The sequence below is a fragment of the Kitasatospora sp. NPDC048545 genome (genome assembly GCF_040651155.1).
Taxonomy (GTDB): Bacteria; Actinomycetota; Actinomycetes; order Streptomycetales; family Streptomycetaceae; genus Kitasatospora.
The window spans coordinates 304,110-330,713 of the sequence record NZ_JBEZIQ010000001.1 but is presented as its reverse complement, the minus strand read 5'-3'; the positions used below and the strand labels follow the sequence as shown (position 1 = coordinate 330,713).

Genomic DNA, 26,604 nt, shown 5'->3' with positions numbered 1-26,604 from the left:
CGCCGTTCGGGCCCGCTCCGGTCCGGCCGACCCGGACCGGCAGCCCCGGACCGGCCGTCAGCTGTGGCGGCCGCGGCGGCGGGGCGAGGTTCCGTGCGACGTCGAAGACCTGCTTCGCGCTGGTGCCGCCGCCGGTGAGGGTCGCCTCACCGGCGGAGTGGTCGACGGTGCCGTTCGCGGTGGCCTGTTCACACCTGGCGGACCATCGGATCGGATCCGGAGTTCCCGCGAACGGCTCAGCGACGCCCCGGTGCGCCCGGGCACCGGCGCGGTGGCGCTCCCCCCGCCGACGGCTTCCGGCGTGGAGCTAGGTTGGAGTCATGACCACCGAGGCCCAGGACCAGAGCGCCCCGCTCGTCGCCGTCGCGTCCGCCGACGCCGTGCTGCGGCACCCCGAGGCGGGCGAGCACCTGCTGACCGACCTCGAACGGGAGCGCGCCGCGCGCTTCCGGCACGAGTCCGGACGGACCGACTTCACCGCCGGCCACCTGCTGGTCCGGCTCTGCGCCGCCCGGCTGCTCGGTGTCCCGGCGGCCGGCCTGGTGCTCGCCCAGCAGTGCCCGGACTGCGGGCTCGCCGACCACGGCAAGCCGTACCTGCCGGACCACCCCGGGGTGCACGTGAGCCTGTCGCACACCCGGGGCGTGGTCGCCGCGGGTGCCGGCCACCAGCCGGTCGGCGTGGACGTCGAACTGTCCGCCCGGGGCGGGTCGCTGCGTGCGGTCGCCCGCCGGGTGCTGACCCCGGCCGAACTCGCCCTGGTCGAGGCGGACCCGGAACCGGACCGGGCGTTCCTGCGGCTCTGGGTGCGCAAGGAGTCGCTGATCAAGATCGGGCGGGCCACCCTGGACACCCTCGGCCGGATCGACCTCTCCGCCCTGCCGCTGGCCGTGCCGCCGGGCACCCCGCTGCGCGGCCGCCACGAGGACCTGCACCTGATCGACTGGACCGACCCGGAGCACGGCGCCGCCGTCGCGGCGGTCAGCACCGCCGCGCCGCGGATCGTGGAGCTGACGGCCGCGGGTTGAGCCCCGGAGGCACCCGCGCCCGGAACCCCGGGGATAAGCGGTGTTAGCGTGCCTGGTCGTGGGCCCGCCGATCGCGCGCCCGCTCCCCAGCTGCCCACCGGATCCAAAGGGTGCCCCGCCATGGCCAAGTTCCTGCTGAGCCTGCACGTCCTCGTGTCGGTCCTGTTCATAGGCCCGGTCGCGGTGGCCGTCAGCATGTTCCCGCGCCGGGCGAAGGCCGCGCTGGCCGACGGACCGGACCAGGCCTCCGACGCGGGCGTGCTGCGCGTCCTGCACCGGATCACCCAGGTCTACGCGCTGCTCGGAGTGGCGGTACCGGTGCTGGGCATCGGCCTGGCCCAGGTGATGGACGTGATGGGACAGTCCTGGGTGATCGTCTCCATGGTGCTGACCGCGATCGCCGCGCTCTCGCTCCTGCTCTTCGTCCTGCCCGGCCAGCAGGCCGCCGTGGACGCGCTCGCCCTCGACCCGGAGGACGAGCAGCGCACCAAGGCCGTCAACGGCCTGCGCCTGCTGCCGATGACGGCCGGGGTGTTCAACCTGCTGTGGGCCGTGGTCGTGGTCCTCATGGTCATCCGGCCGGGTTCCAGCACCGGCGTCTGATCCCCCGCCCGCCCGGGTCCCCGACCCCCCGCGTCCCCTTCGTCCGCGTTCGTCACCTCCCGCGGACCGGGCTCGTTCGAGTACCGTCCTGGGCCATGACGATCATGGCGGGCATGGGCAGCCCGACGGGAACCGGCGTCGGCCCGCTGCTGCGCGGCTGGCGGGAACGACGGCAGCTCAGCCAGCTCCAACTGGCCCTGCGGGCGGACTCCTCGGCCCGCCACCTCAGCTTCGTCGAGAACGGCCGCTCCCGCCCGAGCCGCGAGCTGGTGCTACGGCTGGCCGAACAGCTGGACGTCCCGGTGCGCGAGCGCAACACCCTGCTGCTCGCCGCCGGTTACGCCCCGCAGTACCCCGAGACGCCGCTGGACGACCCCACGATGGACGCGCTGCGCGGCGGCGTGGAGCGGCTGCTGGCCGCCCACGACCCGTACCCGGCGCTCGTCCTCGACGGCGGCTTCCGGGTGCTGGCGGCCAACCGCTCGCTCGGTCTGCTCCTCGACGGGGTCGCCCCGCGCCTGCTGGAGCCGCCGCTCAACGCCGTCCGGATCACCCTCCACCCGGACGGGCTGGCGCCGCGCATCGTCAACCTGCGGCAGTGGCGGCGGCACCTGCTGGAGCGGATGGAGCGCCGCATGGAGCTGGTCCCCGCCGAGCCGCTGCAGCGGCTGTACGAGGAGGTCCGCAGCTACCCCGAGCCGGCCGACGGCCCGGCGCACGGCCCCGCAGGCGGCCCGGCGGGCAGCGCCACGGACGGTCACGCGGACGGCCCGGCGACCGACCCCGCCGAGGACGGCTTCCCGTTCGCGCTGCCGATGCGCATCCGCCACCGGGGGCAGGTGCTCTCCTTCCTCTCGACCGTCACGACCTTCAACACGCCGCTGGACGTGACCGTCTCCGAGCTGGCCATGGAGACCTTCCTGCCGGCCGACGCGGAGACCGCGCGGTTCCTGCAGACCGCGGTCGGGACGGAGCCTCAGCCGTAGCGGACGTCGCGGCGCAGCGCGGTGACCTGCATGAGGGCGAACAGGCCCACCGCCGCGGCCTGCAGCGGGATCCAGGCGAACCCGGCGGTGGTCGGCTCAAGCCACGCCTCCATCGCGACCAGGCTGAGCACCACCCAGGCGAGGTTGACGCCGATCACCGCCCGCACCCCCGACCGCGGCGGCTGCCGGCGGGCGCCCAGCACACCCACCGCGACCGCGTAGCAGGTGAGCAGGAGCCCGAGCTCGAACAGCGTGGCGCGGCCGATGCCGAGCAGGTCGCCGAGCGGGCCGGCGAAGGCCAGGTAGGCCAGGCCGTTGGCGCCGGTGACCAGGGCGTCCAGGGTGAGGGCGCCGCGCACCGTCCACGGCGCGAGGGCGGAGCCCGGCCGGGCGGGGGTGCGGGGGTTCGCGTGGGCGGACACGGCGGATCGCCTCCTGTCGGGGGTGGGAGCCCGGGGCCGTCGCGGCCGCACCGGGTCGACCCCACCCTGCCCGGCCCGCCGCCGGGCGTCGATTACCCCGCAGGTAACGGCCGCTCCGGTGCCCCGCAGGCAACGGCCGCTACGGCCGCCGGGGCGGCTGCCGGAGCAGGACGCCCGCCCGCTTCACCGCGCGGGCGGTGATCGTGGTCTCGACGCGGGCGGCGCCGAGGGGGCCGAGGGTGTCGGTGAGGAAGCGGTACAGCTCGCCGTGGTCCGCGCAGAACAGCGTCGCCAGCAGGCTGGTCGGGCCGCTGGTGGCGAACACGCCGTGCACCTGCGGGTGGCGGGCCAGCGCGGTGCCGACCTCGGCGATCCGGCCGGGCGGCACGTCCAGCCAGAGGTTGGCGTCGACCGCCATGCCGAGCAGCCGCGGGTCGACGGTGGCGTGGGTGCGCAGCAGCCCGAGCCCGTCCAGCCGGTGCAGCCGGCGGCGCACGGTCGACTCGGGCGAGCCGACGGCCGTGGCCAGGACGGCGTGGGACTGCCGGGCGTCCTCGCCCAGCCGCTCCAGCAGCGCGCGGTCGAGGCCGTCCAGCGGCGGGGGCGCGGCGGGGCGCGGGACGACGGGCCGGGCGAGCGCGGCGGTCTCCTCCGCGGTCAGGTGACCGGCCCGCCACTGCCCGGCGTCGGCGAAGGCGTGCAGCACGGCGTGGGTGGTCGTCTCGGTGACGGCGGTGGTCGCGGGCAACTGCCCGTACAGCAGCCGGTCGCGGGATCCGGCGTCGGTCAGCACGACCGCACCGACCTCGTGGCCGCCGAGCATCACGTCGACGAAGGGGACGTCGGGGCGGTCGGCCAGCGCCTGCGCGACGGCGTCCACCCGGCCGCTCAGCACCCGGACCCGCAGCAGCAGCGCACCCACGGCGGCGTCCTCGACATCGGACAGCCGGACCACCCGCAGCACCCCGGCCTCCCGCATCCGGGCCAACCGGCGGGTGACGGTACGGGCCGAGACGCCCAGCGCCTCGGCGATCCGGCCGGGCTCGGCCCGTCCGTCCACCTGGAGGGCGCAGACCAGACGGCGATCCAGGGGGTCCAGCACGGTGTCCGGATCCGCAGCAGTGAGGTCCATGGTGTCCGATCCCCGCCGTATCCGGCGGCTTGAGCGTCCTGTTCGGCCGTGAGCACGGTACTCCTTGTCCCGGTGGGCCGGAACGGACCGGCCCCGGAGCAGGAGGAGGGTCACCGTGACGAGCGAACTGTGGACGCTGGCTGAGGGCGTGGAGGCCGCGGTGCGCGAGATCGGCGCCGAACTGGCGGCCCGCCGGTCCACCGAACCGGTCACGGCGAGGACCGTCGAGGAGGCCGGGGCCCGCTTCGCCGAGCTGGACGGCCCGGCCGTCGCCGGGCTGCGACGGCGGCTGACCGCGCTGCGCCCGCAGGCCGGCTGGGCGCCGGAGGCCCTGGACGGTTCGCTGCCCGCCGAGGGCGAGTGGTGGCTCTGCGACGCGACCGACGGCGCGGTGCAGTACCTGCTCGGCCACCCGCACTGGGCGGTCACCGTCACGCTGGTCCGGGACGGCGCCGCGGTGCTGGCCGTGGTGCACGCCCCGGAGCTGGACGGCGGGCGGACCTACCGGGCGGTGCTGGGCGGCGGCGCCGAGCTGGACGGACGGCCGATCGCCCCGCTGGAGCGCGCGGCGGCGGTCACCGTCGCCGCCACCAGCCAGCCGCCGCGGGTCGCCGAGGACCCGGTGGCGCTGCGCCGGGCGGGCGAGTCGCTGTCCGCGATGGCGGGCGCCGTGCTGGCGGTGCGCAACCTCGGCCCGACCGCGCTGCAGGTGGCGCAGGTCGGCTCCGGGCACCTGGCGCTGTTCTGGGAGTACGGGGCGGACGCGGGCAACCTGCTGCCCGGCGCGCTGATCGCGGGCGAGGCGGGCGCGGCGGTGACGGACGCCACCGGGGCGGCCTGGACGGCCGGCTCCGACAGCTTCCTGGTCGCCGCGCCCGGGCTGCACGCCGAAGCGCTGGGGGTGCTGCGGACGGTGCGGTGATCAGTCCTCGGGCTTGATGCCGAAGAGCGCTGCGGCGTTGTCGTGGCAGACCGCCCGCAGCCAGTCCTCCCCCAGGCCCAGACCGGCCAGCGCCTCCAGCTGGTGGACGTAGCGGTACGGGATGTTGGGGAAGTCGCTGCCGAGCAGGACCCTGTCCTGCAGCCCGAGCAGCCGCGGCAGTTCCCCGCGCGGGAACGGGTCGTCGGCCTCCACGAAGTCGGTGAACGCCATCGTGGTGTCCAGCCGGACGGCCGGGTGGCGCTCCGCCAGGTCGAGGAACTCGCGGTAGTCCGACATGCCGAGGTGGGCGACCACCAGGACCAGCCCGGGGTGGCGCTCCAGCACCTCGCCGATCGGGCCGGGACCGGTGAACGGGCCCGCCACCGGCCCGGACCCGCAGTGCGAGATCACGGGGGTGCCGGTCTCAGCGAGCAGCCCCCAGACCTCGTCCAGGTGCGGGTCCGTCGGGTCGTAGCCGCCGACCTGCAGGTGCGCCTTGAACACCCGGGCGCCGTCCCCGATCGCGCGGGCGACGTACCCGGCGGCCCCGGGCTCGGGGAAGAAGGTCGCGGTGTGCAGGCAGTCGGGGGTGCGGGCGGCGAAGTCGGCGGACCAGGCGTTCAGCCAGGCGGCCATCCCCGGCTTGTGCGGGTAGAGCATCGAGGTGAACGCCCGGACACCGAACTCCCGCAGCCGGGCGACGCGTTCCGCCTCGGCCTCGCGGTAGGTGATCGGCCAGGGCCGGTCGATCAGCGGGCCGGCCGCGTCGAAGTAGGCCCACACCTTGTCGAGGACGTTCTCCGGCATGAAGTGGGTGTGCACGTCGATCAGGCCGGGCAGCCCCAGGGCCCGCCAGAACTCCCTTACGCCCGCCGCCTCCTGGCCGCGGTCCGGGTGTCCGTTCCCGTGGAGGTCGCTCATGCGGTCACCGGGCGGGCGCGGTCGATGATCGCCCCGGTGTCGACCCCGGACGGCAAGGTGCCGAAGGCCGTACCGCGGTCGCCAGCCAGCCGGCTCGCGCAGAACGCGTCGGCCACGGCCGGATCCCCGTACCGGACCAGCAGCGAGCCCTGGAAGGCCAGCGCCATCGATTCGACCAGCCGGCGGGTGCGGTACTCCAGGTCGGACAGGTCGGCGAGCTCCTTGCGCAGCGCGGCGACGGCGGCGTCCAGCCGGCGGTCCGCGCCCGCGGCGGCGTCCAGTTCGCCGAGGAACGCCTCCACGCTCTCCGGGCGCCTGGCCATGGCCCGCAGCGCGTCCAGGGCGGCGACGTTGCCGGAGCCCTCCCAGATCGACACCAGCGGCGCCTCGCGGTAGAGCCGGGGCATCCCGGACTCCTCCACGTAGCCGTTGCCGCCCAGGCACTCCAGCGCCTCGGCGGAGTGCGCCGGACCGCGCTTGCACACCCCGTACTTGGCCACCGCCAGGCCCAGCCTCCGCACCAGCGACTCGGTTTCGTCCCCGGCCAGGGCGAGGTCGGTGGACTGGGCGAGCCGCATGGCGACCGTGGTGGCCGCCTCGGACTCCACCACCAGGTCGGCCAGCACGTTGCGCATCAGCGGCTGGTCGACCAGCGCCTTGCCGAACGCCCGCCGGTGCAGGGCGTGGTGGACGGCGCGGGTGGCGCCGTAGCGCATCCCGGAGGCCGCGCCGATGGTGCAGTCCAAGCGGGTCATGTTGACCATCTCGATGATGGTCGGCACGCCGCGCCCCTCCTCGCCGACCAGCCAGCCGACCGCGCCGTCGTACTCCAGCTCGGCGGAGGCGTTGGACTTGTTGCCGAGCTTGTCCTTGAGGCGCATCAGGTGCAGACGGTTGCGGCTGCCGTCCGGCAGGACGCGCGGCAGCACGAAGCAGCTGAGCCCGCCCGGCGCCTGCGCGAGCGTCAGGAAGAGGTCGGACATCGGCGCCGAGGTGAACCACTTGTGGCCGGTGATCCGGTAGGTGCCGTCCGGCTGCGGGGCCGCGGTGGTGGTGTTGCTGCGGACGTCCGAGCCGCCCTGCTTCTCGGTCATCGACATGCCGGCGATCAGCCCGCGCTTGGTGCGCGGCTCGCGCAGCCCGAAGTCGTACTCCTTCGAGGCCAGCAGCGGCTCCAGCTCCGCCGCCAGGGAGGGGTTCGCGCGCAGCGCCGGGACGGCGGCGTAGGTCATCGAGATCGGACAGGTGTGGCCGGCCTCGACCTGCCCCCAGACGAAGAACTTGGCCGCGCGGGCGGTGTGGGCGCCGGGGCGCCCGTCCCGCCAGGGCGCGGCGTGCAGGCCGTACGAGACGGCGGTGCGCATCAGCTCGTGCCAGTACGGGTGGAACTCGACCTCGTCGACGCGGTGGCCGAAGCGGTCGTGGGTGCGCAGCACCGGCGGGTTCTCGTTGGCCAGTCGGCCCCATTCGGCGGCCTGCTCGGAGCCGGCCAGCCGGCCCAGCTCACGCAGTTCGGGCTCGGCCCAGCCGGCACCGGCCCGCCGCAGCGCGGCGAGCAGGGCGGGGTCGGCGGCGGTGTCGTGTCCGTACGGCAGGGGCACCTGGTTGGTGACCTCATGCGTCGCTGTCATCGCGTCCTCCCAGGGCACGCAGGGTGAAGGAGACCAGGGCGGGGACGACCTCGGCGGCGGCCGCCCGAGGATCGGTGACCCCGTTGCTTTCGGGTCTGGCCGCGAGCGGGCCGGCCAGCGCCTCGGCGACCGCGCCGACCAGGGCCGCGGCGGTCAGCACCGGATCCTGCTCGGGCAGTTCGCCGCTCGCCACGGCGGCGGCGATCTCGGTGGCGATCACGTCGCGGAACGCCCGGCGGAACACCAGGCGCTCGCCGTCCACCACCGCGTCGGCCGGTTCGACCAGCAGCGCGTACGCCAGCCGGGGCACGCGCAGGGCGCGGGCCGCGAAGGTCTCGACCACGGCGGCGATCCGCCGCTGCGGGGTGTCCCGCTGGGCGACGGCCGCGTTGACCGCGTCGATCTCGCGGGTGACCACCCGCCGGAACAGCTGCACCGACAGCTCGGCCTTGTTGGCGAAGTGCTGGTAGAGGCTGCCGGTGGCGATCCCTGCGCGGTCCGCCACGGCGGCCATCGTGCAGCCGCCGTAGCCGCGCTCGGCCAGCAGCAGGACCGCCGACTGCAGTACCGCCTCGCGCTGGGCATCCAGGCGGGCTTGTACGGCGGGCGTGCGTCGGTAGGCCACGGAAAGCATTGAAGCACTGATTCACCGCTTCGGGGAGGGGGTCCGGGGGCGCCTCCTCCACGCCCGGCGGCCGCTTCCGCCCCCGGTGGCCGCTTCCGCCCCCTGCGCCGAGGGCGGCCGACCCCGCCGACAGCAGAAGGAGGCCGCCCCGGGCAGCGGGGCGGCCTCCTCCGATCAGGGGCGCTGCCGGCCGGCGCGCCACGGCGGACGGCACGGCAGCGGGGACGGCGCTACAGCGGGCGGCGCTCCTGCTCCAGCCGCTGACCCTCGACGTCTAGCGGCCCGAAGGCCGGGATCAGCTGCGGCGACTTGGCGAGCGAACGGGCGGCGTCCTGGTCGCCCAGCCCGGCCCACTCCAGCACCTTGGCGGTGGCCTCCGCCGACTGTTCGGCGGGCAGCTTGCCGATGTTGGAGCCGTGGTTGCCACCGGGCACGGTGTAGACGTAGCTGTCCTCACTGCCCCGGCCGAGGTGGAACGGCTTGGCGCCCCACGGGTCGTTGCCGCCGTAGACGTACATGATCCGCTCGCCCTCGCGCTTCACCCAGCGGTCGATGTCGGGCATCGCGTTGCGGTTGAAGGTGGTCGGGATCTCCTTCGGCACGTAGCTCCGGGCCGAGTAGAGGTCCTTGTAGTCGTAGTGCAGCAGGTCCTTCAGGTACGAGACGTCGAAGAACGGCGCACCCAGCTCGGTGGCGGCCTGGTAGTAGTACGCGGTGTACTTCGCCAGCGACTGGTCGCTGTTGCCGGTGATGCCCGACTGCGCGTCGAACCAGGCGTACAGCTCGTCGTCGGTCGCGGTGGCGGCCACCGGGACCTTGGCGCAGTCCGCCTCCAGGCTGTACTGCCAGAACGCCCAGACCACGTCCAGCACACCCGCCTCGTACGCGCGGTCCGGGGTGCCGAGGGTGTTGAAGGTGGAGCCCGCCGCCTTGTTGTCGGCGGTGTAGCGGGCCACCAGGCGGTCGCGGCGCACCAGCAGCTCGCGCTGGGCGGCGTTCAGCCGGTCCCGGCACTCGGGGGTGCCGACGGTGCGGAAGAACTCGCTGTAGGCCGCGTAGTCGTTGACGTCGGTGTTGTTCGGCGCGACGTAGGCGATCGTGCCGGCCACGTCGTCCGGGTAGAAGCGGCGGTAGAAGGTGGAGGACATCCCGCCCTTGCTGGCGCCGGTGGACAGCCACTCCTGCTGGTAGATCCGCTTGAGCGCGGTCACCAGCCGGTGCGAGTCGGCGGCCGCCTGACGGATGCCGGCCTTGGACCAGTCCGCCGGTTCGGGGCGGGAGGGGGTGAAGAACCGGTACTCGATGGAGACCTGGTTGCCGTCCACCAGCCGGGTGGGCTCGGTCCGGGACGGGCTGGTGCCCAGGGTGTAGCCGTTGGTGTAGAAGACGGTCGGGCGGTCGTAGCCGCGGTGCAGCAGGCTGAAGCGCTGCTGGAAGGTCCCCAGCCAGGGACGGGAGTGGTCGATCGGCTGGGTGTAGGTCGCGATGAAGTAGCGGTGACCGGTGGTGGTCGGCTTCTCCTCGGTGATGGTCACCCCGGGGATCGCCGCCAGCCGGTCCTTGATGTCGGCGTTCGGGTCGTCGGCCGGGCTCCGGCCGTGGGCCGCCCCGGCCGCCCGGGCGCCGTCGGCGTCGGCGGCCAGCGCCGGGGACGCCAGGCCGCCGAACGCGAGCAGCGGTATCAGCAGGGTGGAAACCAACAGCCTTCTCAGCGTGGTGGTCATCAACTCTCCATCTGGTCAAAGGACATGACTGCCGCCTCGTGGGCACAACTCTGCGGTGCGGGTGGTGCTTCGGCCGCCCGGCGGACGGCCGAATGGGCCATCCGCCGTCGGTGGATGGCCCATCGGGGTAAAGGTGCTGGTCACTGGGGTTGCGCTGCCCTGCCGGCGGGTGCCTCGCGGGCGCAGGATGCGGCGCGGGTGCGGGGTGCGGCGCGGGTGCGGGGTGCACATGCGGCGCGGGCGGGGTTACGGGCGGGGCAGGGCGCAGCCCGCGCGGGTGAGGTCGAGCCGGTTGCCGGCGGCGAAGCAGGCCGGGATCCCGTACGTCTCCTGGGCGTAGCCGATGCCCCGGCGCACCGTCACCGCACCGTTCTGGTCGACCTCGCAGGGGTTGTCCAGAGTGCAGCGCTCGCCGTTCTCGTTGATCGTGTTGTTCACGGCGACCACCTGGCCGGACGAGGCGTCGACCACCGGCGAGCCGGAGGTGCCGCCGATCACGTTGCAGGTCGAGGTGTAGCGGACCGAGTCCTTGAAGGTCCAGTCGGCTTCCTTCAGCCGGTAGGCGAAGCCGTCGATCGAGCAGGAGTAGATCTTCTTCCAGTACCCGGAGACGACCTTGATCGAGGCGCCCTGGGCGGGGTGGCCGGCGGCGATGGTCAGCGGGGCGATCCCGTACCGGGACTGGATCGAGGAGTAACTGGTGTTCAGCTGGTAGATCGACACGTCGGTGTCGGTCATCGCGCCGTAGACCACCTTGGTCGCGCGCAGCGTGGCGAGGCTGCCGCCGGAGGCGTTGAGCAGGGTGAAGGTCCGGCTGGAGGGCTGGTTGACGACCACCTGGCCGGGGCCGGGCATACCGGACTCCAGGCAGTGGCCGTTGGAGAGCACGAGCGCGGGGTCGCTCGCGGTCGAGCCGGGCATCCGTACCAGCGAGCCGGAGCAGTTGCTGAGCGCGACCGTTCCGGCGAAGTTGACGGTGGCCGAGGGGGCGGCCTGGACGGGGGCTGCGCCGGCGAGGGCGCCGGCGCCGGCAGCCAGGACCGTGGCGAGCATGCCTATGAGCGGCTTCTTCATGAGAGACCTCTCGGTGTGGGGGTCCACCAAAGCTGTCGCGGACATGACCCACTGTCAAGAGTCAAGGCAAGACCAAGAAACCATCCCGATCGCAATGGCCGGTTACCACCCCCACCGCCGCCGGGGCACCCGCACGCCCCCTACGCCACCGGGTCAACTCCCCTGCCAGTGGCGCCGGCCCAGACTGATCAGGCGCAGCTGGAGGCGCGCGGTGGCAGCAATCCGCCGCTCCCGGGCCGGGTCACCCTCCTGCGCCTCCAGGAGGGCGGAGGCCGTCGACACCATGTGGTCCACGTACAACTCGGCGAGCATCCGCAGGTCCTGCTCGCTCCACCCCCGCGAGACCGGCTGCAGCGCCAGTGCGGCCCCCACCTCTGCGGCGAAGCGACCGAGCTCGGCGTCGATCGCCTCGCGCACCCGCCGGACCCCGCCGTGCCGCTCGCGGGCCAGGAAGCGGACGTGCGAGCGGTGTTCGCGGACGTGGCGCTCGATCACGTCCACCGCGCGGTCGATCAGCTCCTCGGCGCCACCGGCTTCGGCGAGCACCGAGCGGATCATGACGTGCAGGCTGGCCAGCGACTCCTCGACCAGCGCGACCCCGAGGGCGGCGAGGTCCGGGAAGTGCCGGTAGAACGCGGCCGGGGAGAGCCCGGCCTCCCGGGTGACCTCGCGGACGCCGAGGCTCGCCAGGTTCTGATCGGCCAGCAGGTGCAACCCCGCGTCCAGCAACGCCCGCCGACTCTGCTGCTTCTGGGCCTGTCTGGCCCCTACGGTGTGACTCACGCCATTCAGTAAACAGTCGTTTGCCGAACTTGGCCAGCCGGGGTACAGTGATGCCGAAGTCAGTGAACACTTGTCAACCGAAACCGGCGCACCCACAGCCGCAGCCGAAGGAGTCAGCCGTGATCCTGCTCTCCGCCCTGGTCGCCATGGCCGTTCTGATCGGCACCGCCGCCCACACCTCGCTCCCGGTCTTCCTCACCGCCTCCGCCGCCATCACCGCCTGGCTGCTCGCCTTCGGCGCCCGCGAAGGCATCACCCGCCTGCGCCACCGCTGACCCGGAAGCTTCCCGGACCGCACCCGCGTCCACTCCCAGAGAGGACCCGCACCGCCATGAGCACCGCCGCCACCCCCCAGTACGGCCGCCAGGACACCAGCCACCGGAAGATCGACCGGCAGGACGCCGGCCGCCGCAACGCCGGCCCGCGGGAGACCGCCGACGCCGACGGCCTGGCCGTCGCCTCCTTCCTCCTCGGCCTCCCCGGCCTCCTGCTCTTCAACATCGTCCTGGGCCCGCTCGCCATCACCCTCGCCACCCTGGCCCTGGTCCGCGGCACCAGCCGCCGCGGCCGCGCCGTCCTCGGCCTGGTGATCGGCACCGCCTCGTTGGTGATCCTCGCCGTCACCACCGCCACCTCGCACGGCGTACTCATGGACTTCAGCTCCTGAGCCGTCCTCAACTCCCCGGCGGCACTCCGGACCGCTCGAACAACTGATCCCGTCAACCCGCCCCGCTCCCCGGGCCCGCCACGTAGGGTGGCCACATCGGCCGGACGACCTCAGGGGGCAGGAGTGACCACGGAGAACCGCAGCGACGCAGAGGCGGCGCGGCCCGCCCCGACCGGCGGACGGCTCCTCGCGGTGAGCGACCTGCACATCTCCTACCAGGAGAACCGCGACCTGGTGGAGAAGCTCCAGCCCACCCACCCCGACGACTGGCTGCTCGTCGCCGGTGACGTTGCCGAGCGCACCACCAGCATCGAGTGGGCCCTCGGCCTGCTCGCCGAGCGCTTCGCCCGCGTGGTGTGGGTGCCCGGCAACCACGAGCTGTGGACCCACCCCGAGGACCCGGTCCAGCTGCGCGGCGTCGCCCGCTACGAGCACCTGGTGGAACTCTGCCGCGGCCTCGGCGTGGTGACCCCCGAGGACCCGTACCCGGTCTGGCAGGGCCCGGACGGGCCGGTCCGGATCGTCCCGCTCTTCCTCCTGTACGACTACTCCTTCCGTGCCCCGGGCACGACCACCAAGGAGGAGTCCCTGGCGGCCGCCTACGAGAGCGGCATCGTCTGCGCTGACGAGCGGATGCTCCACCCCGACCCGTTCCCGGACCGCGACTCCTGGTGCCGCGAGCGCGTCCGGCTGACCGAGGAGCGCCTGGCGGCCTGCGACCCGGACATCCCGCTCGTCTTCGTCAACCACTACCCGCTCGTCCGCCACCCCACCGAGATCCTCTGGTACCCCGAATTCGCCCAGTGGTGCGGCACCGAGCTGACCGCCGAGTGGCACCGCCGCTTCAACACCGCTGCGATGATCTACGGCCACCTGCACATCCCCCGCAAGACCACCTACGACGGTGTGCCGTTCGAGGAGGTCTCGCTGGGCTACCCCCGCGAGTGGCGCAAGCGCGGCCTGCCGGACCCGCTGCTGCGCGACGTGTTCCCGCCGGCCGCAGGCTGACCTCCGGCTCCCCGGATCCCTCGTTCCGCCTCCCGGTCCCCGGTCCCAGGCCCCTTCCTTTCCCGCACCCCCTCCGATCCCGCTCCCGCTCACTCCGTCGCGATCGCCCGCAGGACGTCCAGCCGCGCCGCCCGGCCCGCCGGTCGGAGGCCGGCCACCGCGCCCGCCAGCAGCCCGGCCGCCAGGACCACGGCCAGCTGCCCGACCGGTATCGCGAACGACCCCGTCCCGGCGCTGTCCGAGGCCCGCACCAGGGCCCAGCCGAGGAAGGCGCCGAGCCCGAGCCCTCCGACCGTCCCGAACGCCGCCACCAGCACCGACTCCCAGCGCACCATGCCGCGCAACTGCGCCCTGGTCTGGCCGACCGCCCGCAGCAGCCCCAGCTCCCTGGTCCGCTCGTGCACCGCCAGCGTCAGCGTGTTGGCGATGCCCAGCAGCGCGATCAGCACCGCCAGTGCCAGCAGCGCGTAGACCACCGAGAGCATCATGTCGACGCCGGAGGCCGCGCTCGCGGCGTACTCGGCGCGGTCCTGGACCCGTGGGCTCCCGAAATGGACGAGCGCCTTCTCGACCGCCGCCTTGCCAGCGCCCGGCGAAACACCGTCGCGCAGCCCGACCGCGACCACGGTGTCGGCGTCCTGACCCCGGTGCGGCGCCCAGGCCTGCCGGGTCATCAGGTAGTCCCCGGCCAGACCGCCTCCCCCGTAGAGCGCACGGATCGTGAACGGGCCGCTCGTGCCGTCGGCGAAGCCCACGGTGACGGTCCGCCCGAGGCTCCAGCCGTGCTGCCGGGCCTCGCTGCGGGACACTGCCAGCCCGTCCGTACCGAGGCCCTCCAGTGATCCGTCGACCCGGCCGAGGTCGACGATGCCGGGCAACCGGGCCGGGTCGGTGACGTCCAGCGTCCGGCCCTGCCCGTCGATCCGGGCGACGCCCCGGCCGAGCCCGACCGCCTGCCGCACCTCGGGCAGCCCGGCCACGGCGGCCGCCACCCCGGGGCTGATCCCGCTGCCGCCGGCCCCGAACGAGGCGGTGGTGACGGCGAGGTCGCCCGCGAAGGACCTGCTCACCGTGTCGTCCAGGGTGGCCTTGATCGACGCACCGAAGACGGTGAACAGCGTGACCACCGCGACCCCGATCATCAGCGCGCTCGCGGTGGCCGCCGTCCGGCGCGGGTTGCGGGCCGCGTTGCGCCGGGCCAGTAGCCCGGAGACCCCGCGCAGCCCGGGCAGCGGCGCGCCCAGCGTCCGGACCGCGAGGGCGGCGGCGACCGGCCCGAGCACCAGCGTCCCGGCCAGGACCGCCAGCGCCCCGGCCGCCGTCAGCAGGACGGACGGGCCGTCCGTCGCGCCGAGCACGGCCACCGGTACGCCCCCGGCCGACAGCAGTCCGCCGAGCACCACCCGGACGGTGCCCGAGCGCCCCTGCGCGGCCCGGTCGACGCCGGTGTCCCGCAGCGCCGCCAGCGGAGCCGTCCGCCCGGCCCGGACGGCCGGCAGCAGGGCCGAGCCCACCGCGACCAGCGTCCCGACCAGTAGTGGCAGCAGGACGGCGGCCGCACTGATCACCATGCCGCCGGTCGGCAGGGCGAAGCCGAGCGCCGAGAACAGCGCCTTGAGCCCGGTCGCCACCCCGATCCCGCCCAGCAGCCCGCCGATCGAGGCCAGCAGGCCCACCGCCAGGGCCTCTGCCAGCGTCGCCCCGAGCACCTGGCCGCGGACCGCGCCCAGCGCCCGCAGCAGCGCGTTCTCCCGGCTCCGCTGGGCGACCACGATGGCGAAGGTGTTGTGGATGGTGAACGTCGCGACCAGTAGCGCGATCCCGGCGAAGACCAGCAGCAGCGTCGTGAACATGGTCAGGAACCGCCCGGACACCAGCTGGGTGGACTCCTGGGTGGCCGCCGCGCCGGTGACCGCCTCGACGCCGGGGGGCAGGTGTGGGGCGATCCGCTCCGCCAGCTCCCGCTGGGAGAGCCCGCCCGCCGCACGGACCTGGACCGAGGCGGCCTGCCCCTCGCCCCTGGGGGTGAGGTGGCGCTCGGCATCCGCGAAGGTCATCGCGGTGAAGGTGCTCGGCCCCATACCGTCCGCGCTCGTCCCGAAGGTGGCGATGCCGACGACGGTGACCGCCACCGGATCGGGGGTGCGCAGCACGGTGGTCGAGCCGAGGTGCAGTCCGCCCGCCCTGGCCGCGCCGCGGTTCACCACGACCTCACCCGGGGCGGCCGGCGCCCGCCCCTCGGCCAGCCGGTACGGGTTGAGCCGACCGTCGGTGAGCCAGTTGCCCGCGAGCGTGGGCGGTCCCTGGCCGCCGATCGGTTTGCCGTCGCTGCCGATGAGTTGGCCCGCGCCCTGTACCGACGGCTCGGCCGCGGCCACGCCCGGGACGGTGCGCAGCCGGTCGGCGAGCACCGCCTCCACCGGCGCCCGCACCCCGCCGGCCGTGCCCGGGGAGTCCAGCACGTCGGCGCTTCGGACCACGACGTCGGTGCCCGCGTTGGCGTCGGCGAACAGGGTGTCGAAGTTGGCCCGCAGTGTGTCGCCCAGGACCATCGTGCCGGTCAGGAAGCTCACCCCGAGCAGGACGGACAGCAGGGTGCCGGCCAGCCGCCGCTTGTGGGCGCGCAGCGAGCGCAGGCCGAGCCGGAGCGTCACGGAGTTCACGACCGCCCCCGCTCGAAGGCCTTCATCCGGTCCAGCACCAGTCCGGCGCTGGGCCGCTCCATCCGGTCGACCAGCCGGCCGTCGGCGAGGAACAGCGCTTCGTCGGCCCACCCGGCGGCCGTCGGGTCGTGGGTGACCATGACCACGGCCTGCCCCATCTCGTCCACCGAGCGGCGCAGCAGGCCGAGCACCTCACCGCCGCTGCGGGAGTCGAGGTTGCCGGTCGGCTCGTCGGCGAAGACCACCTGCGGCCGTCCGGCCAGCGCCCGCGCCACCGCGACCCGCTGCTGCTGGCCGCCGGAGAGCTCGCTCGGGCGGTGCCCCAGCCGGTCGCCGAGGCCGACGACGTCGATCAGCGTCTCCAGCCAGAACCGGTCGGGGGCGGCCCCGGCCAGGTCGAGCGGGAGGGTGATGTTCTCCCGGACGGTGAGCGTGGGCACCAGGTTGAAGGCCTGGAACACGAAGCCCACCCGCTCCCGGCGCAGCAGCGTGAGCCGCCGGTCGCTCAGCGGGCCGAGTTCGGTCTCCCCGATCCAGGCGCTGCCCGCGGTGAGCGTGTCCAGCCCGGCCGCGCAGTGCATCAGGGTGGACTTGCCCGAGCCGGAGGGGCCCATGATCGCGGTGAGGCGCCCCGCCGGGAACTCCACCGTGACGTGGTCCAGCGCCCGGACTTCGGTGCCGCCGACGCCGTGGATCTTCACGGCGTCGGCGACCCGCGCGGCGGCGCCGCGAACAACGTCGAGGGTGGTCACCTGGCGCCACCTCCCCGGGCGTCGTCCCGGGTCGGCTCGGTGAGCACGGCCCGCTTGGCGCGGTACTCCTCGGCGTCGATGTCGCCCTCGGCGTAGCGGCGGCCGAGGACGGCCAGCGGGTGCTCCGCGGCGGATCCGGCGCCGTACCCGAAGCCGCAGCCGCGGCGCCGCCAGACCGTGCGGCGCAGCACCGCGATCACCAGGAACACCACGGCGATCCAGACCAGTGGGATCAGCAGGATCCACGGCCCGGGCCCGTGCCAGTCGGCCAGCTGCGTGTACATGGTGGGTCATCTCCTCGGCTGGGGGCCTCCAGGACCTCGGGCGGTTCCCGAGGTGCCTTGAGCGTCCCGCCGAGGGGTCTCCTCACGCGTCCTACCAGCAGCGGCAGTCGGGATACTCCCCGGAGAGTACGGACCTTCGGGGACACGCCGGGCCGGGAGTAGCCAGGCGGGACGGTAGCGGACCGACGACCGCGTGCGGGCCCGACCCGCGACGTACTCGCGCGGGAGTACCCGCACGGGGTGTCCGTTCAGAGGCGGCCGAGCAGGCGTCCACACCGGAGCAGCCGCACGGGGGCGACCGCGCAGGAACAGCCGCACAGGCACGGCAGCTCCCGCGAACGCCCCCCTCAGCCCAGCCAGCCCGGCCGCACCAGCCCCGACTCGTAGGCCAGCACCACCAGTTGCGCCCGGTCCCGCGCGCCGAGCTTCACCATCGCCCGGCTGACGTGCGTCTTCGCCGTCAACGGGCTCACCACCAGCCGCCGGGCGATCTCCTCGTTGGACAGCCCCATCCCGACCAGCGCCAGCACCTCGCGCTCCCGCTCGGTCAGCGCCGAGACGTCGAGCAGCCCCTCCGGCCCCGCCTCGGGCGCCTTCGACCGGGCGGCGAACTCGCCGATCAGCCGTCTGGTGACCCCCGGTGAGAGCAGCGCGTCCCCGGCGACGGCGACCCGGATCGCCCGCAGCAGGTCGGCCGGTTCGGTGTCCTTGACCAGGAAGCCCGCCGCCCCCGACCGCAGCGCCTCGAAGACGTACTCGTCCAGTTCGAAGGTCGTCAGCACGACCACCCGTACGGAGGACAGCGCCGGGTCCTCGGCGATCCTCCTGGTCGCCTCCAGGCCGTCCATCCGCGGCATCCGGACGTCCATCAGCACAACGTCCGGCACGAGTTCGCGGGCGAGCCGCAGCGCCGCCTCCCCGTCGTCCGCCTCGCCGACCACCGTGAGGTCGTCCTGCAGGTCCAGCAGGGCCCGGAAGCCCGCCCTGACCAGCAGCTGGTCGTCCGCCAGCAGTACCCGAATCACTCGCTCCCCGCCTTCGGTGTCGGCAGCTCCGCCCGGACCCGGAAACCGCCGCCGGGCAGCGGCCCCGCCGTGATGGTGCCACCGAACGCGCCCGCGCGTTCCCGCATCCCGACCAGCCCGCTCCCGGACCCGCCGGCGTCGGCGATCACGGCCGGCCCCGGATCCTCGACCCGGACCACCAGCTGGGCCGGGTCCCTCCAGTCCAGCACCACGACGGCCTCCCGGGCCACCGAGTGCCGGATGACGTTGGTGAGCGCCTCCTGGACGATCCGGAAGGCGGTGAGGTCGACGGTCGCGGACAGCGCGCGCCGCTCGCCGAGCTCCTGCACCTCGGCCTCCAGGCCCACCCGGTCGGCCTGCTCGGTGAGTTCGTCCAGCCGGTCCAGCCCCGGGGCCGGACCACGCGGCGCCGCCCCGGGCCCGCGCAGCGTCGCGAGCACCTGGCGGACCTCGCCGAGGGCCTCCTTACTGGTCGACTTGATGGTGACCAGCGCGGTGCGGGCCTCCGCCGGCCGCCGGTCGAGCAGCGCGAGCGCGACCCCCGCCTGGATGTTGATCAGAGACAGGCTGTGCGCCAGGATGTCGTGCAACTCCCGTGCCATCTTGAGCCGTTCCTCGTCGGCAAGGCGCTCCTCCAACTGCTGCCGGTAGGCCCGGTGGGCGGCGATCCGCTCGCGCCGGAAGCGGACGATCTCGGCGATCGCCATCACGAGCAGCAGCCAGGCCAGCAGCCCGACCTCCTGCGGCCAGACGGTGCCGGACGGCGGGGCGGCGCGCTGCCAGTCCGCGGGCAGCACGAAGGTGACCAGCACGTGCACCAGGTAGACCCCGCCCAGTCCGGCCCAGGCCGCCCGGCGGTGCCCGGCGGCGATCGCGACGCAGCAGGCGATCAGCCAGCTCAGGAACACCGGCCCGTACGGGTACCCGGCGGCCAGGTACCCGGCGGTGACCGCCGAGGTGCCGGCCACCACCGCGACCGGGCGGCGCCGGCACAGCACCAGCAGGGCGGGCCCGAGCAGCAGCAGGACGTAGCCGAACGCGTCCAGCGGGGCCCGCCCGGGCTGGTTGTGCGCGGCGAAGGTCGAGCCGAGCACCTGGACCACCGCGACCGCCGGCGCCAGCCCCAGCGGCAGGCCCGACCCTGACCCGCGCACCCACGGCGGGCGCCACGGCTCGGGCGGCGCCTCCGCGGACGGCTCCGGCGGCTGGGACGTGGGCGGCATCATGCCCACAAGCTAGACCCGCGCCCCGCCCTCGCGCGTCCTCCAACAGTGGCGTTCGGGCGTACTCCCGCCGGAGTATGCCCGAAGCCGCCCTGCTTCCCTCAGCGGTCCGCGGCGGAAGCCCCCAGCTTCTCCTCGGCCTCCTCGAAGGTCGCCGACGCCTCCGGCCGCGCGAGCGTCACCACCAACTCCCCGTCGCTCACGTCCGCGATCAGCGTGTCCCCCTCCCGCACGGTTCCGCCCAGCAGCAGGTCGGAGATCCGGTTGTCCAGCTCCGACTGGATCGTCCGGCGCAGCGGCCGGGCCCCGAACTCCGGCTGGTACCCGCGGTTGACCAGGAACTCCTTGGCCGCGTCGGTGACCTCCAGCCTGACGTCCTGGGCCCGCAGCCGACGCCGGCTGCGCTCCAGCAGCAGGTCCACCACCGACAGCAGGTCCTTCCGGGTGAGCGCGTGAAAGACGATCACCTCGTCGATCCGGTTGAGGAACTCCGGCCGGAAGTGCTGCCGCAGGTCGCGCATCAGGTCGTCCCTGATCTGCGACACGTCCCCCGCGTGGTCCAGGATCCGCTGCGAGCCGATGTTGCTGGTCATGATCACCACGGTGTTGCGGAAGTCGACCGTACGCCCCTGGGAGTCGGTCAGCCGCCCGTCGTCCAACACCTGGAGCAGCAGGTTGAAGACGTCCGGGTGCGCCTTCTCCACCTCGTCGAAGAGCAGCACGCCGTACGGCTTGCGACGCACCGCCTCGGTCAGCTGCCCGGCCTCGTCATAGCCGACGTACCCAGGCGGGGAGCCGACCAGCCGGGAAACGGTGTGCTTCTCCTGGAACTCGCTCATGTCGAAGCGGACCATCCGGTCCGCGTCACCGAACAGCAGCGCCGCCAACGCCTTCGCCAGCTCGGTCTTGCCGACCCCGGTCGGCCCGAGGAAGAGGAAGGAGCCGGTCGGCCGCTCCGGGTCGCCCATCCCCGCCCGGCCGCGGCGCACCGCCCGGGCGACGGCGGTGACCGCCTCCTCCTGGCCGATCACCTTCTCGTGGAGGTGGTCCTCCAGCTTGAGCAGCCGCTCCTTCTCCGTCGCGTTCAGCTCGGCGACCGGGATGCCGGTCCGGGAGGACAGCACCTGCGCGATGTCGTCGGCCGTCACGTCGACGACCTCCTCGCGGGACTCCGCGATCGCCGCCAGCTCGTCCTCGGTCTGCCGCAGCTCGGTCTTCAGGTTGGCAGCCCGCACGAACTCCTCGTCCGTGACGGCCTCCTCCAACTCCCGCCTCAACTTGGTGATCCGGTCCCGCACCCCGGTCGCCTCGGTGGACCCGCTCAGGCTGCGCAGCCGCACCCGGGCACCCGCCTGGTCCAGCAGGTCGATCGCCTTGTCCGGCAGGAACCGGTCGCTGACGTACCGGTCGGAGAGCGTCGCCGCCGCGTCCAGCGCCTCGTCCCCGAACCGCACCTGGTGGTGCGCCTCGTAGGCGTCGCGCAGCCCGTGCAGGATCTCGATCGTCTCCTCGACGCTCGGCTCGGGCACCAGCACCGGCTGGAAGCGGCGCTCCAGCGCGGCGTCCTTCTCCACGTGCTTGCGGTACTCGTCCAGCGTCGTCGCGCCGACCACGCTCAACTCCCCGCGCGCGAGCGCCGGCTTGAGGATGTTGCCGGCGTCCATCGAACCCTCGCCGCCACCACCCGCACCGACCACGGTGTGCAGCTCGTCCAGGAACAGGATCACGCTCTTCTCGGCCGCCGTGACCTCGTCGATCACGCTCTTCAGCCGCTCCTCGAACTCGCCCCGGTACTTGGAGCCGGCCACCAGCGCGGTCAGATCGAGGGTGACCACCCGCTTCTCCCTGAGGCTCTGCGGCACGTCCCCGGAGACGATCCGCTGCGCCAGGCCCTCGACGATCGCGGTCTTGCCGACACCCGGCTCACCGATCAGCACCGGGTTGTTCTTGGTCCGCCGAGAGAGGATCTCGACGGTCTGCTCGATCTCCTCGGCCCGCCCGACCACCGGGTCCAACCGGCCCGAGCGCGCCTCCTCGGTGAGGTCGCGCCCGTACTCGTCCAGCGTCGGCGTCCCGCTCTGCCGGCCCCCCGGACCGCCCCGCTCGCCGCCCGGGCCACGCTCGTCCAGCACCGACTTCAACGACTCCTGCGACGGCGCCGCGTTGCGCAGCGCCACCCCCGCCCCCGAACGCTCCTGGTCCAGCAGCGCACCGAGGATGTGCTCCGGACCGATGTACGAGGCGCCGACCGCCTGCGAACGGGCGTGCGCCGCGAGCAGCGCGCGCTTGGCCGAGGGGGTGAGCGCCGGCCGCCCGTCCACCGCACCCGGGGTGCCGGGCGGCAGGGCCTGCTCCAGGTCGCCGGACAGCCGGTCCGGATCGATGCCCGCCCGCTCCAGCATCCGCCGCGAAGGCTCCACCCGGGTCGCCGCCCAGGCCAGGTGGGCCGTGTCGAGGTCACGGGAACCGTCCTCGGCGGCACGCTGCGCGGCCAGCGCCAACAGCTCCTGCGAGGACTCGCTGAGCAGCCGCCCGATCGGCACCCTCTGCACGGCGGGCGGGGAGTCCAGCGGACTCATCCCGAAGAACCGGCTGAGCAGATCGGAGAACGGATCGTTCGATCCGAACGGGGGCATGGTCACGGCCTTCACCTCTCCCAAGCGGTTTGCAGCCACACAAACACAGGCCGTACGACCTCGCCCGTCGAGCCGGCCGGCACCCTGCGGGCGCCGTCCCGGCCTGCTGCGGGCCGTCCCCGCCGACCTGCAGCCGCACCCGTACGCCGCTATGCCCCCTTCCCGCCTCACCGCTGTCCCGCCGTCCCGGCCTCAACCGGTGAAGTGGTCCAACAGCACGCCACCGCTGTACGTCACCGCCATCGCCAGCAGCCCGCCCGCGACATTGCGCCCCACCGCCCGCGCCGGCCCGGCCCCGCCCATCCGGGCACTCGCCCAGCCCGACAGGGTGAGCGCGGCCACCACCGACACCACCGTCACCGGCAGCCGCCACGACTCCGGCGGCAGCAGCACCGCCATCAGCGGCACCAGGGCGCCCAACGTGAACGCGGCCGCACTGGCCAGCGCCGCCTCCCAGGGATTGGTCAACACCTCCGGGTCGATGCCGAGTTCGGTCTGCGCGTGGGCCGCGAGCGCGTCCCGCTCGGTCAGCGCCACCGCCACGTCCCGCGCCAGGTCGTCCGCCAGCCCGCTGCCCCGGTAGTAGTCGGTGAGTTCGTCGAGCTCCCCCTCCGGGTCCTCCGCCAGCTCCCGCCGCTCCTTCGCCAACGCGGCCCGCTCGGTGTCCCGTTGGGTGCTGACCGACACGTACTCGCCGGCCGCCATCGACATCGCCCCCGCCAGTAGCCCGGCCACCCCCGCCGCGAGCAACGCCGTCCGCGAACCGGTCGCACCCGCCACCCCGGTCACGATGCCCGCCGTCGACACCACACCGTCGTTGGCCCCCAGTACCGCCGCCCGCAGCCAGTTCAGGCGCGCCGACAACTCTGCCCGCGTCTCCCCGACCTGCTCAGCCATCCGTTCACCGCTCCCGGGTATCCGACCGCAGGACCCGACCGGTCTCCCCGATCCTCACCCGGCCCCCGCGGGCCCGCCACCCGCTCCCCGCAGCCCCACCGCCCCGCCACCCGCATGCACCGGTCGACCATCCGGGCCGACGCCACCGGCGGACTCCCCGCCTCCCTAACCCAGCAAGGGCGCCACCGCCCGCCGCAGGTCCTCCGGCCCCCGGTAGAGCACCCCGGTCATCCCCAGCGCCACCGCCGCATCGACGTTCTCCCGCCGGTCGTCGACGAACACGCACCGCTCCGGCGCCACCCCGGCCCGCTCCGCGGCGATCTCGTAGATCCGGCGCTCCGGCTTCGCGCTGCCGACCACGGAACTGTTCACCACCTCGTGCGCCAAGTCCGTCAGCCCCAACCGCTCCAGGTCCTCGTCCAACCAGACCGTCGCATTGGTCACCAACACCACCCGGCAGTGCTCCCGCACCTGCCGCAGCATCCCCACCGCGACCTCGTCCGCCCAGAACGGCGAGTTCGCGAACGCCTCCGCCAACCCGCGCGCCTGCGCCCCCGACACCCGCCCGGCCAGCCCTCGCGCGATCGACTCCACCCACTCCGCCTTGCCGATCCGCCCCAGCAACAACGGCAGGTCGTTCTCCGGTGCGAAGCCCACGCCCGCCGTACTGCCCTCCCCCAGACCCGCCGCCCGCTCCAACGCCGCCACCCCGGCCCCGTCGAAGAACCGGATCACACCGTCCACATCGCACAACACCGCATCAAACGCCCTGGTAGTCACCCCTTCTCCCTACCAGCACCACCGCACCCCCGGCACCCGGGGGGGTGCGGCCGACGGCCCCAGCGGACCGCACCCGGCCCTCCCCTCACCGGTGAGCGCGACGCCGGACACCAGGGGGCGCGGCACCGCCGGGGTGGTCAGCGCCACTCCAGCGGGACATCGACGTAACCGAGCGAGGTCGCGGCCTCGTCGGCGGTGACCTGCTGGGGCTGGGCGCCGGGAGTCAGGTCGATGCGAACGCGGTCTCCTGCTCGCCCTGGACGGAACGGAACAGGAGCTTCTTCCCGTCGGCCTAGACGGCCTTCGGCAGGTTCTTCCGGTTCCCTGCACACAACTCCTGAATGGCACTCAGCTTCACTCCCTGCCGGGAGCCGACCACCACCGCGGCCGGCAGGGTGAACTCGACCGACACCACCGTCTTCCAGCTGCCGGGCTCGAAACCGTGCACCCAGACCTTCGCCGGCCGGGAAGCGGGCACCGTGCAGACCGCACTGATCACGAGGTCGTGATCGCGGAAGGTCGCGTTCGTCGCGGCGGGCGGCGACTTCTGCTGTTGCTGCTGCTGCTGCTGAGAAGCCTGGGCAGGAGGAGCCGCGCCAGGTCCACCCGAGGCCGTCGCGGGCTGCCGCCCCGAACCTCCACAACCGGCGACCAGCCTGGTACGAGGTCGCGTTTGATCGGAGGACCGCAGCACCACGCGCGGCGCGGTTGCGCGACCATCCCGTTCGCTGCGGTCGCCCCGCGGGTGAAGATCCTGGGGCACTCGCAGATCGGCGTGACCATGGACGAGTTGCCGCGGAGACGCCGGACGGCCGACTGACATCAGCGGTTGCTGTCAGTCACTGCAGTCAAAAGGCCCGCAGCATGATCGCTGCGGGCCTTTTGCGCTGGTGGGCGCGGACGGTTTCGAACCGCCGACATCTGCTTTGTAAGAGCAGCGCTCTACCACTGAGCTACGCGCCCCCTGTCGTGGCCTGGTGGGCGTACGACGAGTGCCTAGGGTACCTGGTCCGGGGGGTGGTGTGGGGCCAGGTGCCCGGGTGGGGGTGGGGCGGGTGGTGCGGGTGGGTGGTGATGGTGCGGGCGGGTGGGGTGGGAGGGGGTGACGGGCGGGTGGGGTGATCGGGGAGAATGGGGCCGGATCAGCGGGTCGGAGCAGGGAGCGCGCAGTGACGGTGGCCGGCGGGAGCGGGCGGGGGCGGCGGCGGGCGGGGAGTGCGCTGGCGGACGCGCTGGTGTTGCCCGTGGTGCTGGCTGGTGCGTTGGGGGCGGTCGGTCTGGCGTCGTCCGGGACTGGCGGCTGGTGGGGTCGGCGTGGCGCGGGTGAGGGCGTGCGGGCGGGGGCGAGGGAGGCCCGGGCCGCGGCGCAGGAGGCGTTCTACGAGCTGGAGGAGACCCAGCGCGAGGTGCAGCTCGCGGTGGAGACGGTCCGCGCTGCGGAGGACGGGCCGACGGTGCAGCGTGCGCTGGCCGATCTGGCGGCGATCTCCGGCCGGGTCGATCAGGTCACCGTGAACTACCTGGGTGCCCTCGACGCGCACAACCTGGACAGCGAGGCCCTGGACGCGGGCGCGGCGGCGCAGGCCAAGCGCCAACTGGAGGACGTGAAGGGCCAGCTGGGCTCCGCCCGGGCCGAGCTGAACGACTTCCTGAGCCGTCTGCAGCCGACCGTCCAGCACGCCGAGCAGCAGCTGATGCGGGTCACTCCGGCGGTCGAGCAGGCCAAGCGCGCGCTGCTCACCGCTTCGAACGCGTTGGACGAGGCGCGCGGCGCCGGGCTGCGGGCGGATGACCTGGCGGCCCGGTTGGCCGAGCTGGCGCCGGAGCTGGGGCGGCTGAACGAGGGCCCGGCGCGGCACGGGGTGGCCGGCACCCTGCAGCGGGCGGACGACGTGCGGCAGCGGGCGGAGGCGATCGCCGCCGACGCCGCGCAGTTGCCGGAGCGGGCGAGGGAGATCGACCGGCGGGTGGCGAGCCTGCGGACCCGGATCCAGGCGCTGGAGACCAAGGCCGGGACGGTGGAGCCGGCCCTGAGCGAGTTGCGCCGCCGGTTCAGCGCCGCCTGCTGGCAGGACCTGCAGCGGGTGCCGGACCAGGTCGCGGAGACCGGGCGCGCTGCCGAGCGCAAGCTCGCCGAGGCGGCCCGTGCCCGGGACGAGCAGCGCTGGGCGGACGCCACCGGCGCGATCGGGACGGTCCGCGCGCTGCTGGAGACCGCGGACGGCTCGGTGGCCGCGGTGAACGACCGGCTGCGGCAGCTGAACGAGGTGCAGCACGACCCCAACCGGGAGATCGAGCGCGCCCGCTTCGCCATCCGGGACGCGCAGCGGTTGGCGATGGCGGGGCGCAGCGCGCCGGACCCGCGGCACGCCGCCCCGCTGGACGAGGCGGTGGCCCGGCTGGACCGTGCGGTGGCGACGCTGGAGGCGGCCGGCCGGCACCCCGACTACTGGGCTTTCCTCACCGAGCTGGCAGCGGTGCGGGACACGTCGACGCGGGTGATCGGGCTGATCCGCGGCGACCTGGGCGGGCACCACTGACCGCTTACCGGCGGGGTTCTCTCGGTACTCTGCCGGTATGCCACGTTACGACTTCCGCTGCCGCTCCTGCGGCGCCACCTTCGAGCTCCGCCGCCCGATGGCGCAGGCGAACGACCCCGCCGTCTGCCCGCAGGGACACGAGGACACCACGAAGCTGCTGTCCACGGTCGCCGTCACCGGTGCGGCCGCCGGCCGTCCGGCCCCCGCCGCGGGGGGCGGGGGTGGAGGCGGCTGCTGCGGCGGTGGCTGCTGCGGCTGACCGGCCCCGCCCGGAGTCG

The 26,604-nt window shown here is 74.0% G+C and carries 26 protein-coding genes and 1 tRNA gene; 9 read left to right on the top strand and 18 right to left on the bottom strand.

Features of this window, described 5'->3' with window-relative positions; all coding sequences use genetic code 11:
* Nucleotides 1-320: 320 nt before the first annotated feature.
* The 3 genes from AB0D10_RS01680 (at nt 321) to AB0D10_RS01670 (ending at nt 2,617) form a co-directional block, all read left to right on the top strand.
* The gene (locus AB0D10_RS01680) at nt 321-1,028 is read left to right on the top strand and encodes a 4'-phosphopantetheinyl transferase superfamily protein (protein ID WP_360249447.1); all 708 of its coding nucleotides are present in this window, start codon (nt 321-323) and stop codon (nt 1,026-1,028) included.
* A 120-nt stretch (nt 1,029-1,148) separates the two neighbouring features.
* On the top strand, nt 1,149-1,631 hold the full coding sequence (locus AB0D10_RS01675) for a hypothetical protein (RefSeq protein WP_360249445.1): 483 nt from the start codon (nt 1,149-1,151) through the stop codon (nt 1,629-1,631).
* 95 nt (nt 1,632-1,726) lie between these two features.
* A complete protein-coding gene (locus AB0D10_RS01670) occupies nt 1,727-2,617 on the top strand; it encodes a helix-turn-helix transcriptional regulator (RefSeq protein ID WP_360249442.1) in 891 nt (296 codons plus the stop codon).
* On the opposite strand, the gene AB0D10_RS01665 is transcribed toward AB0D10_RS01670, so the two are convergent.
* Together AB0D10_RS01665 and AB0D10_RS01660 are read right to left on the bottom strand one after the other, a co-directional pair.
* Nucleotides 2,608-3,039: a hypothetical protein gene (locus tag AB0D10_RS01665; protein WP_360249439.1), complete on the bottom strand. Its 432-nt coding sequence runs from the start codon at nt 3,037-3,039 to the stop codon at nt 2,608-2,610. The genes AB0D10_RS01670 and AB0D10_RS01665 overlap by 10 nt on opposite strands.
* 139 nt (nt 3,040-3,178) lie before the next feature.
* The gene (locus AB0D10_RS01660) at nt 3,179-4,171 is read right to left on the bottom strand and encodes an Lrp/AsnC family transcriptional regulator (RefSeq protein ID WP_360249436.1); all 993 of its coding nucleotides are present in this window, start codon (nt 4,169-4,171) and stop codon (nt 3,179-3,181) included.
* Nucleotides 4,172-4,286: 115 nt separating this feature from the next.
* Between AB0D10_RS01660 and AB0D10_RS01655 the strand changes: the two genes are divergently transcribed.
* On the top strand, nt 4,287-5,093 hold the full coding sequence (locus AB0D10_RS01655; RefSeq protein ID WP_360249433.1) for an inositol monophosphatase family protein: 807 nt from the start codon (nt 4,287-4,289) through the stop codon (nt 5,091-5,093).
* Here AB0D10_RS01655 and AB0D10_RS01650 read toward each other — a convergent pair whose 3' ends face one another.
* The 6 genes from AB0D10_RS01650 to AB0D10_RS01625 form a co-directional block, all read right to left on the bottom strand.
* Nucleotides 5,094-6,014 carry an amidohydrolase family protein gene (locus tag AB0D10_RS01650; protein ID WP_360249431.1) on the bottom strand — a complete coding sequence of 307 codons (921 nt, stop codon included), beginning with the start codon at nt 6,012-6,014 and terminating at the stop codon, nt 5,094-5,096. It lies immediately after the preceding gene.
* Nucleotides 6,011-7,645, bottom strand: a complete 1,635-nt coding sequence (locus tag AB0D10_RS01645; protein ID WP_360249428.1) for an acyl-CoA dehydrogenase family protein — start codon at nt 7,643-7,645, stop codon at nt 6,011-6,013. Before AB0D10_RS01645 ends, AB0D10_RS01650 begins: the two co-directional genes overlap by 4 nt.
* A complete protein-coding gene (locus AB0D10_RS01640) occupies nt 7,629-8,279 on the bottom strand; it encodes a TetR/AcrR family transcriptional regulator (RefSeq protein WP_360249425.1) in 651 nt (216 codons plus the stop codon). The genes AB0D10_RS01645 and AB0D10_RS01640 overlap by 17 nt, the downstream gene beginning before the upstream one ends.
* 221 nt (nt 8,280-8,500) lie before the next feature.
* Nucleotides 8,501-9,994 carry a S28 family serine protease gene (locus tag AB0D10_RS01635; protein WP_360249422.1) on the bottom strand — a complete coding sequence of 498 codons (1,494 nt, stop codon included), beginning with the start codon at nt 9,992-9,994 and terminating at the stop codon, nt 8,501-8,503.
* A gap of 246 nt (nt 9,995-10,240) precedes the next feature.
* Nucleotides 10,241-11,068 (bottom strand): serine protease, encoded by an 828-nt coding sequence (locus AB0D10_RS01630; protein ID WP_360249419.1) that lies wholly within the window; start codon nt 11,066-11,068, stop codon nt 10,241-10,243.
* 153 nt (nt 11,069-11,221) lie between these two features.
* A complete protein-coding gene (locus tag AB0D10_RS01625; protein WP_360249416.1) occupies nt 11,222-11,851 on the bottom strand; it encodes a TetR family transcriptional regulator in 630 nt (209 codons plus the stop codon).
* A 119-nt stretch (nt 11,852-11,970) separates the two neighbouring features.
* Between AB0D10_RS01625 and AB0D10_RS01620 the strand changes: the two genes are divergently transcribed.
* The 3 genes from AB0D10_RS01620 to AB0D10_RS01610 all read left to right on the top strand — a co-directional run bounded on the left by AB0D10_RS01620 (nt 11,971) and on the right by AB0D10_RS01610 (nt 13,526).
* The gene (locus AB0D10_RS01620; protein ID WP_360249413.1) at nt 11,971-12,126 is read left to right on the top strand and encodes a hypothetical protein; all 156 of its coding nucleotides are present in this window, start codon (nt 11,971-11,973) and stop codon (nt 12,124-12,126) included.
* Nucleotides 12,127-12,182: 56 nt separating this feature from the next.
* Complete coding sequence (locus tag AB0D10_RS01615; RefSeq protein ID WP_360249410.1) at nt 12,183-12,518, top strand: DUF4190 domain-containing protein; 336 nt, start codon at nt 12,183-12,185, stop codon at nt 12,516-12,518.
* A 123-nt stretch (nt 12,519-12,641) separates the two neighbouring features.
* Nucleotides 12,642-13,526, top strand: a complete 885-nt coding sequence (locus AB0D10_RS01610) for a metallophosphoesterase (protein WP_360249408.1) — start codon at nt 12,642-12,644, stop codon at nt 13,524-13,526.
* An 89-nt stretch (nt 13,527-13,615) separates the two neighbouring features.
* Here AB0D10_RS01610 and AB0D10_RS01605 read toward each other — a convergent pair whose 3' ends face one another.
* From AB0D10_RS01605 to AB0D10_RS01560, 10 genes are all read right to left on the bottom strand, one after another.
* Nucleotides 13,616-16,189 (bottom strand): ABC transporter permease, encoded by a 2,574-nt coding sequence (locus tag AB0D10_RS01605; RefSeq protein WP_360249405.1) that lies wholly within the window; start codon nt 16,187-16,189, stop codon nt 13,616-13,618.
* Complete coding sequence (locus tag AB0D10_RS01600) at nt 16,186-16,941, bottom strand: ABC transporter ATP-binding protein (RefSeq protein ID WP_360249402.1); 756 nt, start codon at nt 16,939-16,941, stop codon at nt 16,186-16,188. The genes AB0D10_RS01605 and AB0D10_RS01600 overlap by 4 nt, the downstream gene beginning before the upstream one ends.
* The gene (locus tag AB0D10_RS01595; RefSeq protein WP_360249399.1) at nt 16,938-17,225 is read right to left on the bottom strand and encodes an SHOCT domain-containing protein; all 288 of its coding nucleotides are present in this window, start codon (nt 17,223-17,225) and stop codon (nt 16,938-16,940) included. Before AB0D10_RS01595 ends, AB0D10_RS01600 begins: the two co-directional genes overlap by 4 nt.
* Nucleotides 17,226-17,572: 347 nt before the next feature.
* The gene (locus tag AB0D10_RS01590) at nt 17,573-18,250 is read right to left on the bottom strand and encodes a response regulator transcription factor (RefSeq protein ID WP_360249396.1); all 678 of its coding nucleotides are present in this window, start codon (nt 18,248-18,250) and stop codon (nt 17,573-17,575) included.
* Nucleotides 18,247-19,476 (bottom strand): sensor histidine kinase, encoded by a 1,230-nt coding sequence (locus tag AB0D10_RS01585; RefSeq protein ID WP_360249393.1) that lies wholly within the window; start codon nt 19,474-19,476, stop codon nt 18,247-18,249. The genes AB0D10_RS01590 and AB0D10_RS01585 overlap by 4 nt, the downstream gene beginning before the upstream one ends.
* Before the next feature lie 98 nt (nt 19,477-19,574).
* Nucleotides 19,575-22,109, bottom strand: coding sequence for an ATP-dependent Clp protease ATP-binding subunit (locus AB0D10_RS01580; protein WP_360249729.1), 2,535 nt, complete (start codon nt 22,107-22,109; stop codon nt 19,575-19,577).
* Nucleotides 22,110-22,301: 192 nt separating this feature from the next.
* The gene (locus tag AB0D10_RS01575) at nt 22,302-23,006 is read right to left on the bottom strand and encodes a VIT family protein (RefSeq protein ID WP_360249390.1); all 705 of its coding nucleotides are present in this window, start codon (nt 23,004-23,006) and stop codon (nt 22,302-22,304) included.
* A gap of 165 nt (nt 23,007-23,171) precedes the next feature.
* The gene (locus tag AB0D10_RS01570) at nt 23,172-23,762 is read right to left on the bottom strand and encodes an HAD-IA family hydrolase (RefSeq protein WP_360249726.1); all 591 of its coding nucleotides are present in this window, start codon (nt 23,760-23,762) and stop codon (nt 23,172-23,174) included.
* A gap of 316 nt (nt 23,763-24,078) precedes the next feature.
* Nucleotides 24,079-24,483, bottom strand: a complete 405-nt coding sequence (locus AB0D10_RS01565) for a hypothetical protein (protein ID WP_360249387.1) — start codon at nt 24,481-24,483, stop codon at nt 24,079-24,081.
* A 191-nt stretch (nt 24,484-24,674) separates the two neighbouring features.
* Nucleotides 24,675-24,749, bottom strand: a tRNA-Val gene (locus tag AB0D10_RS01560).
* Between the two features lie 206 nt (nt 24,750-24,955).
* Here AB0D10_RS01560 and AB0D10_RS01555 point away from each other — a divergent pair.
* Entirely contained in the window at nt 24,956-26,326 is a 1,371-nt protein-coding gene (locus AB0D10_RS01555; protein WP_360249384.1) for a hypothetical protein, read from the top strand.
* Nucleotides 26,327-26,363: 37 nt separating this feature from the next.
* Nucleotides 26,364-26,585 carry a zinc ribbon domain-containing protein gene (locus AB0D10_RS01550; RefSeq protein WP_360249381.1) on the top strand — a complete coding sequence of 74 codons (222 nt, stop codon included), beginning with the start codon at nt 26,364-26,366 and terminating at the stop codon, nt 26,583-26,585.
* The last annotated feature ends 19 nt before the right edge of the window (nt 26,586-26,604 follow it).

Coding starts and splice junctions, on each gene's coding strand:
- AB0D10_RS01595 (WP_360249399.1), bottom strand. CDS start 17,225: ATGTACACGCAGCTGGCCGACTGGCACGGGCCCGGGCCGTGGATCCTG.
- AB0D10_RS01670 (WP_360249442.1), top strand. CDS start 1,727: ATGACGATCATGGCGGGCATGGGCAGCCCGACGGGAACCGGCGTCGGC.
- AB0D10_RS01635 (WP_360249422.1), bottom strand. CDS start 9,994: ATGACCACCACGCTGAGAAGGCTGTTGGTTTCCACCCTGCTGATACCG.
- AB0D10_RS01550 (WP_360249381.1), top strand. CDS start 26,364: ATGCCACGTTACGACTTCCGCTGCCGCTCCTGCGGCGCCACCTTCGAG.
- AB0D10_RS01640 (WP_360249425.1), bottom strand. CDS start 8,279: ATGCTTTCCGTGGCCTACCGACGCACGCCCGCCGTACAAGCCCGCCTG.
- AB0D10_RS01660 (WP_360249436.1), bottom strand. CDS start 4,171: ATGGACCTCACTGCTGCGGATCCGGACACCGTGCTGGACCCCCTGGAT.
- AB0D10_RS01630 (WP_360249419.1), bottom strand. CDS start 11,068: ATGAAGAAGCCGCTCATAGGCATGCTCGCCACGGTCCTGGCTGCCGGC.
- AB0D10_RS01615 (WP_360249410.1), top strand. CDS start 12,183: ATGAGCACCGCCGCCACCCCCCAGTACGGCCGCCAGGACACCAGCCAC.
- AB0D10_RS01680 (WP_360249447.1), top strand. CDS start 321: ATGACCACCGAGGCCCAGGACCAGAGCGCCCCGCTCGTCGCCGTCGCG.
- AB0D10_RS01645 (WP_360249428.1), bottom strand. CDS start 7,645: ATGACAGCGACGCATGAGGTCACCAACCAGGTGCCCCTGCCGTACGGA.
- AB0D10_RS01675 (WP_360249445.1), top strand. CDS start 1,149: ATGGCCAAGTTCCTGCTGAGCCTGCACGTCCTCGTGTCGGTCCTGTTC.
- AB0D10_RS01650 (WP_360249431.1), bottom strand. CDS start 6,014: ATGAGCGACCTCCACGGGAACGGACACCCGGACCGCGGCCAGGAGGCG.
- AB0D10_RS01585 (WP_360249393.1), bottom strand. CDS start 19,476: ATGATGCCGCCCACGTCCCAGCCGCCGGAGCCGTCCGCGGAGGCGCCG.
- AB0D10_RS01575 (WP_360249390.1), bottom strand. CDS start 23,006: ATGGCTGAGCAGGTCGGGGAGACGCGGGCAGAGTTGTCGGCGCGCCTG.
- AB0D10_RS01580 (WP_360249729.1), bottom strand. CDS start 22,109: ATGCCCCCGTTCGGATCGAACGATCCGTTCTCCGATCTGCTCAGCCGG.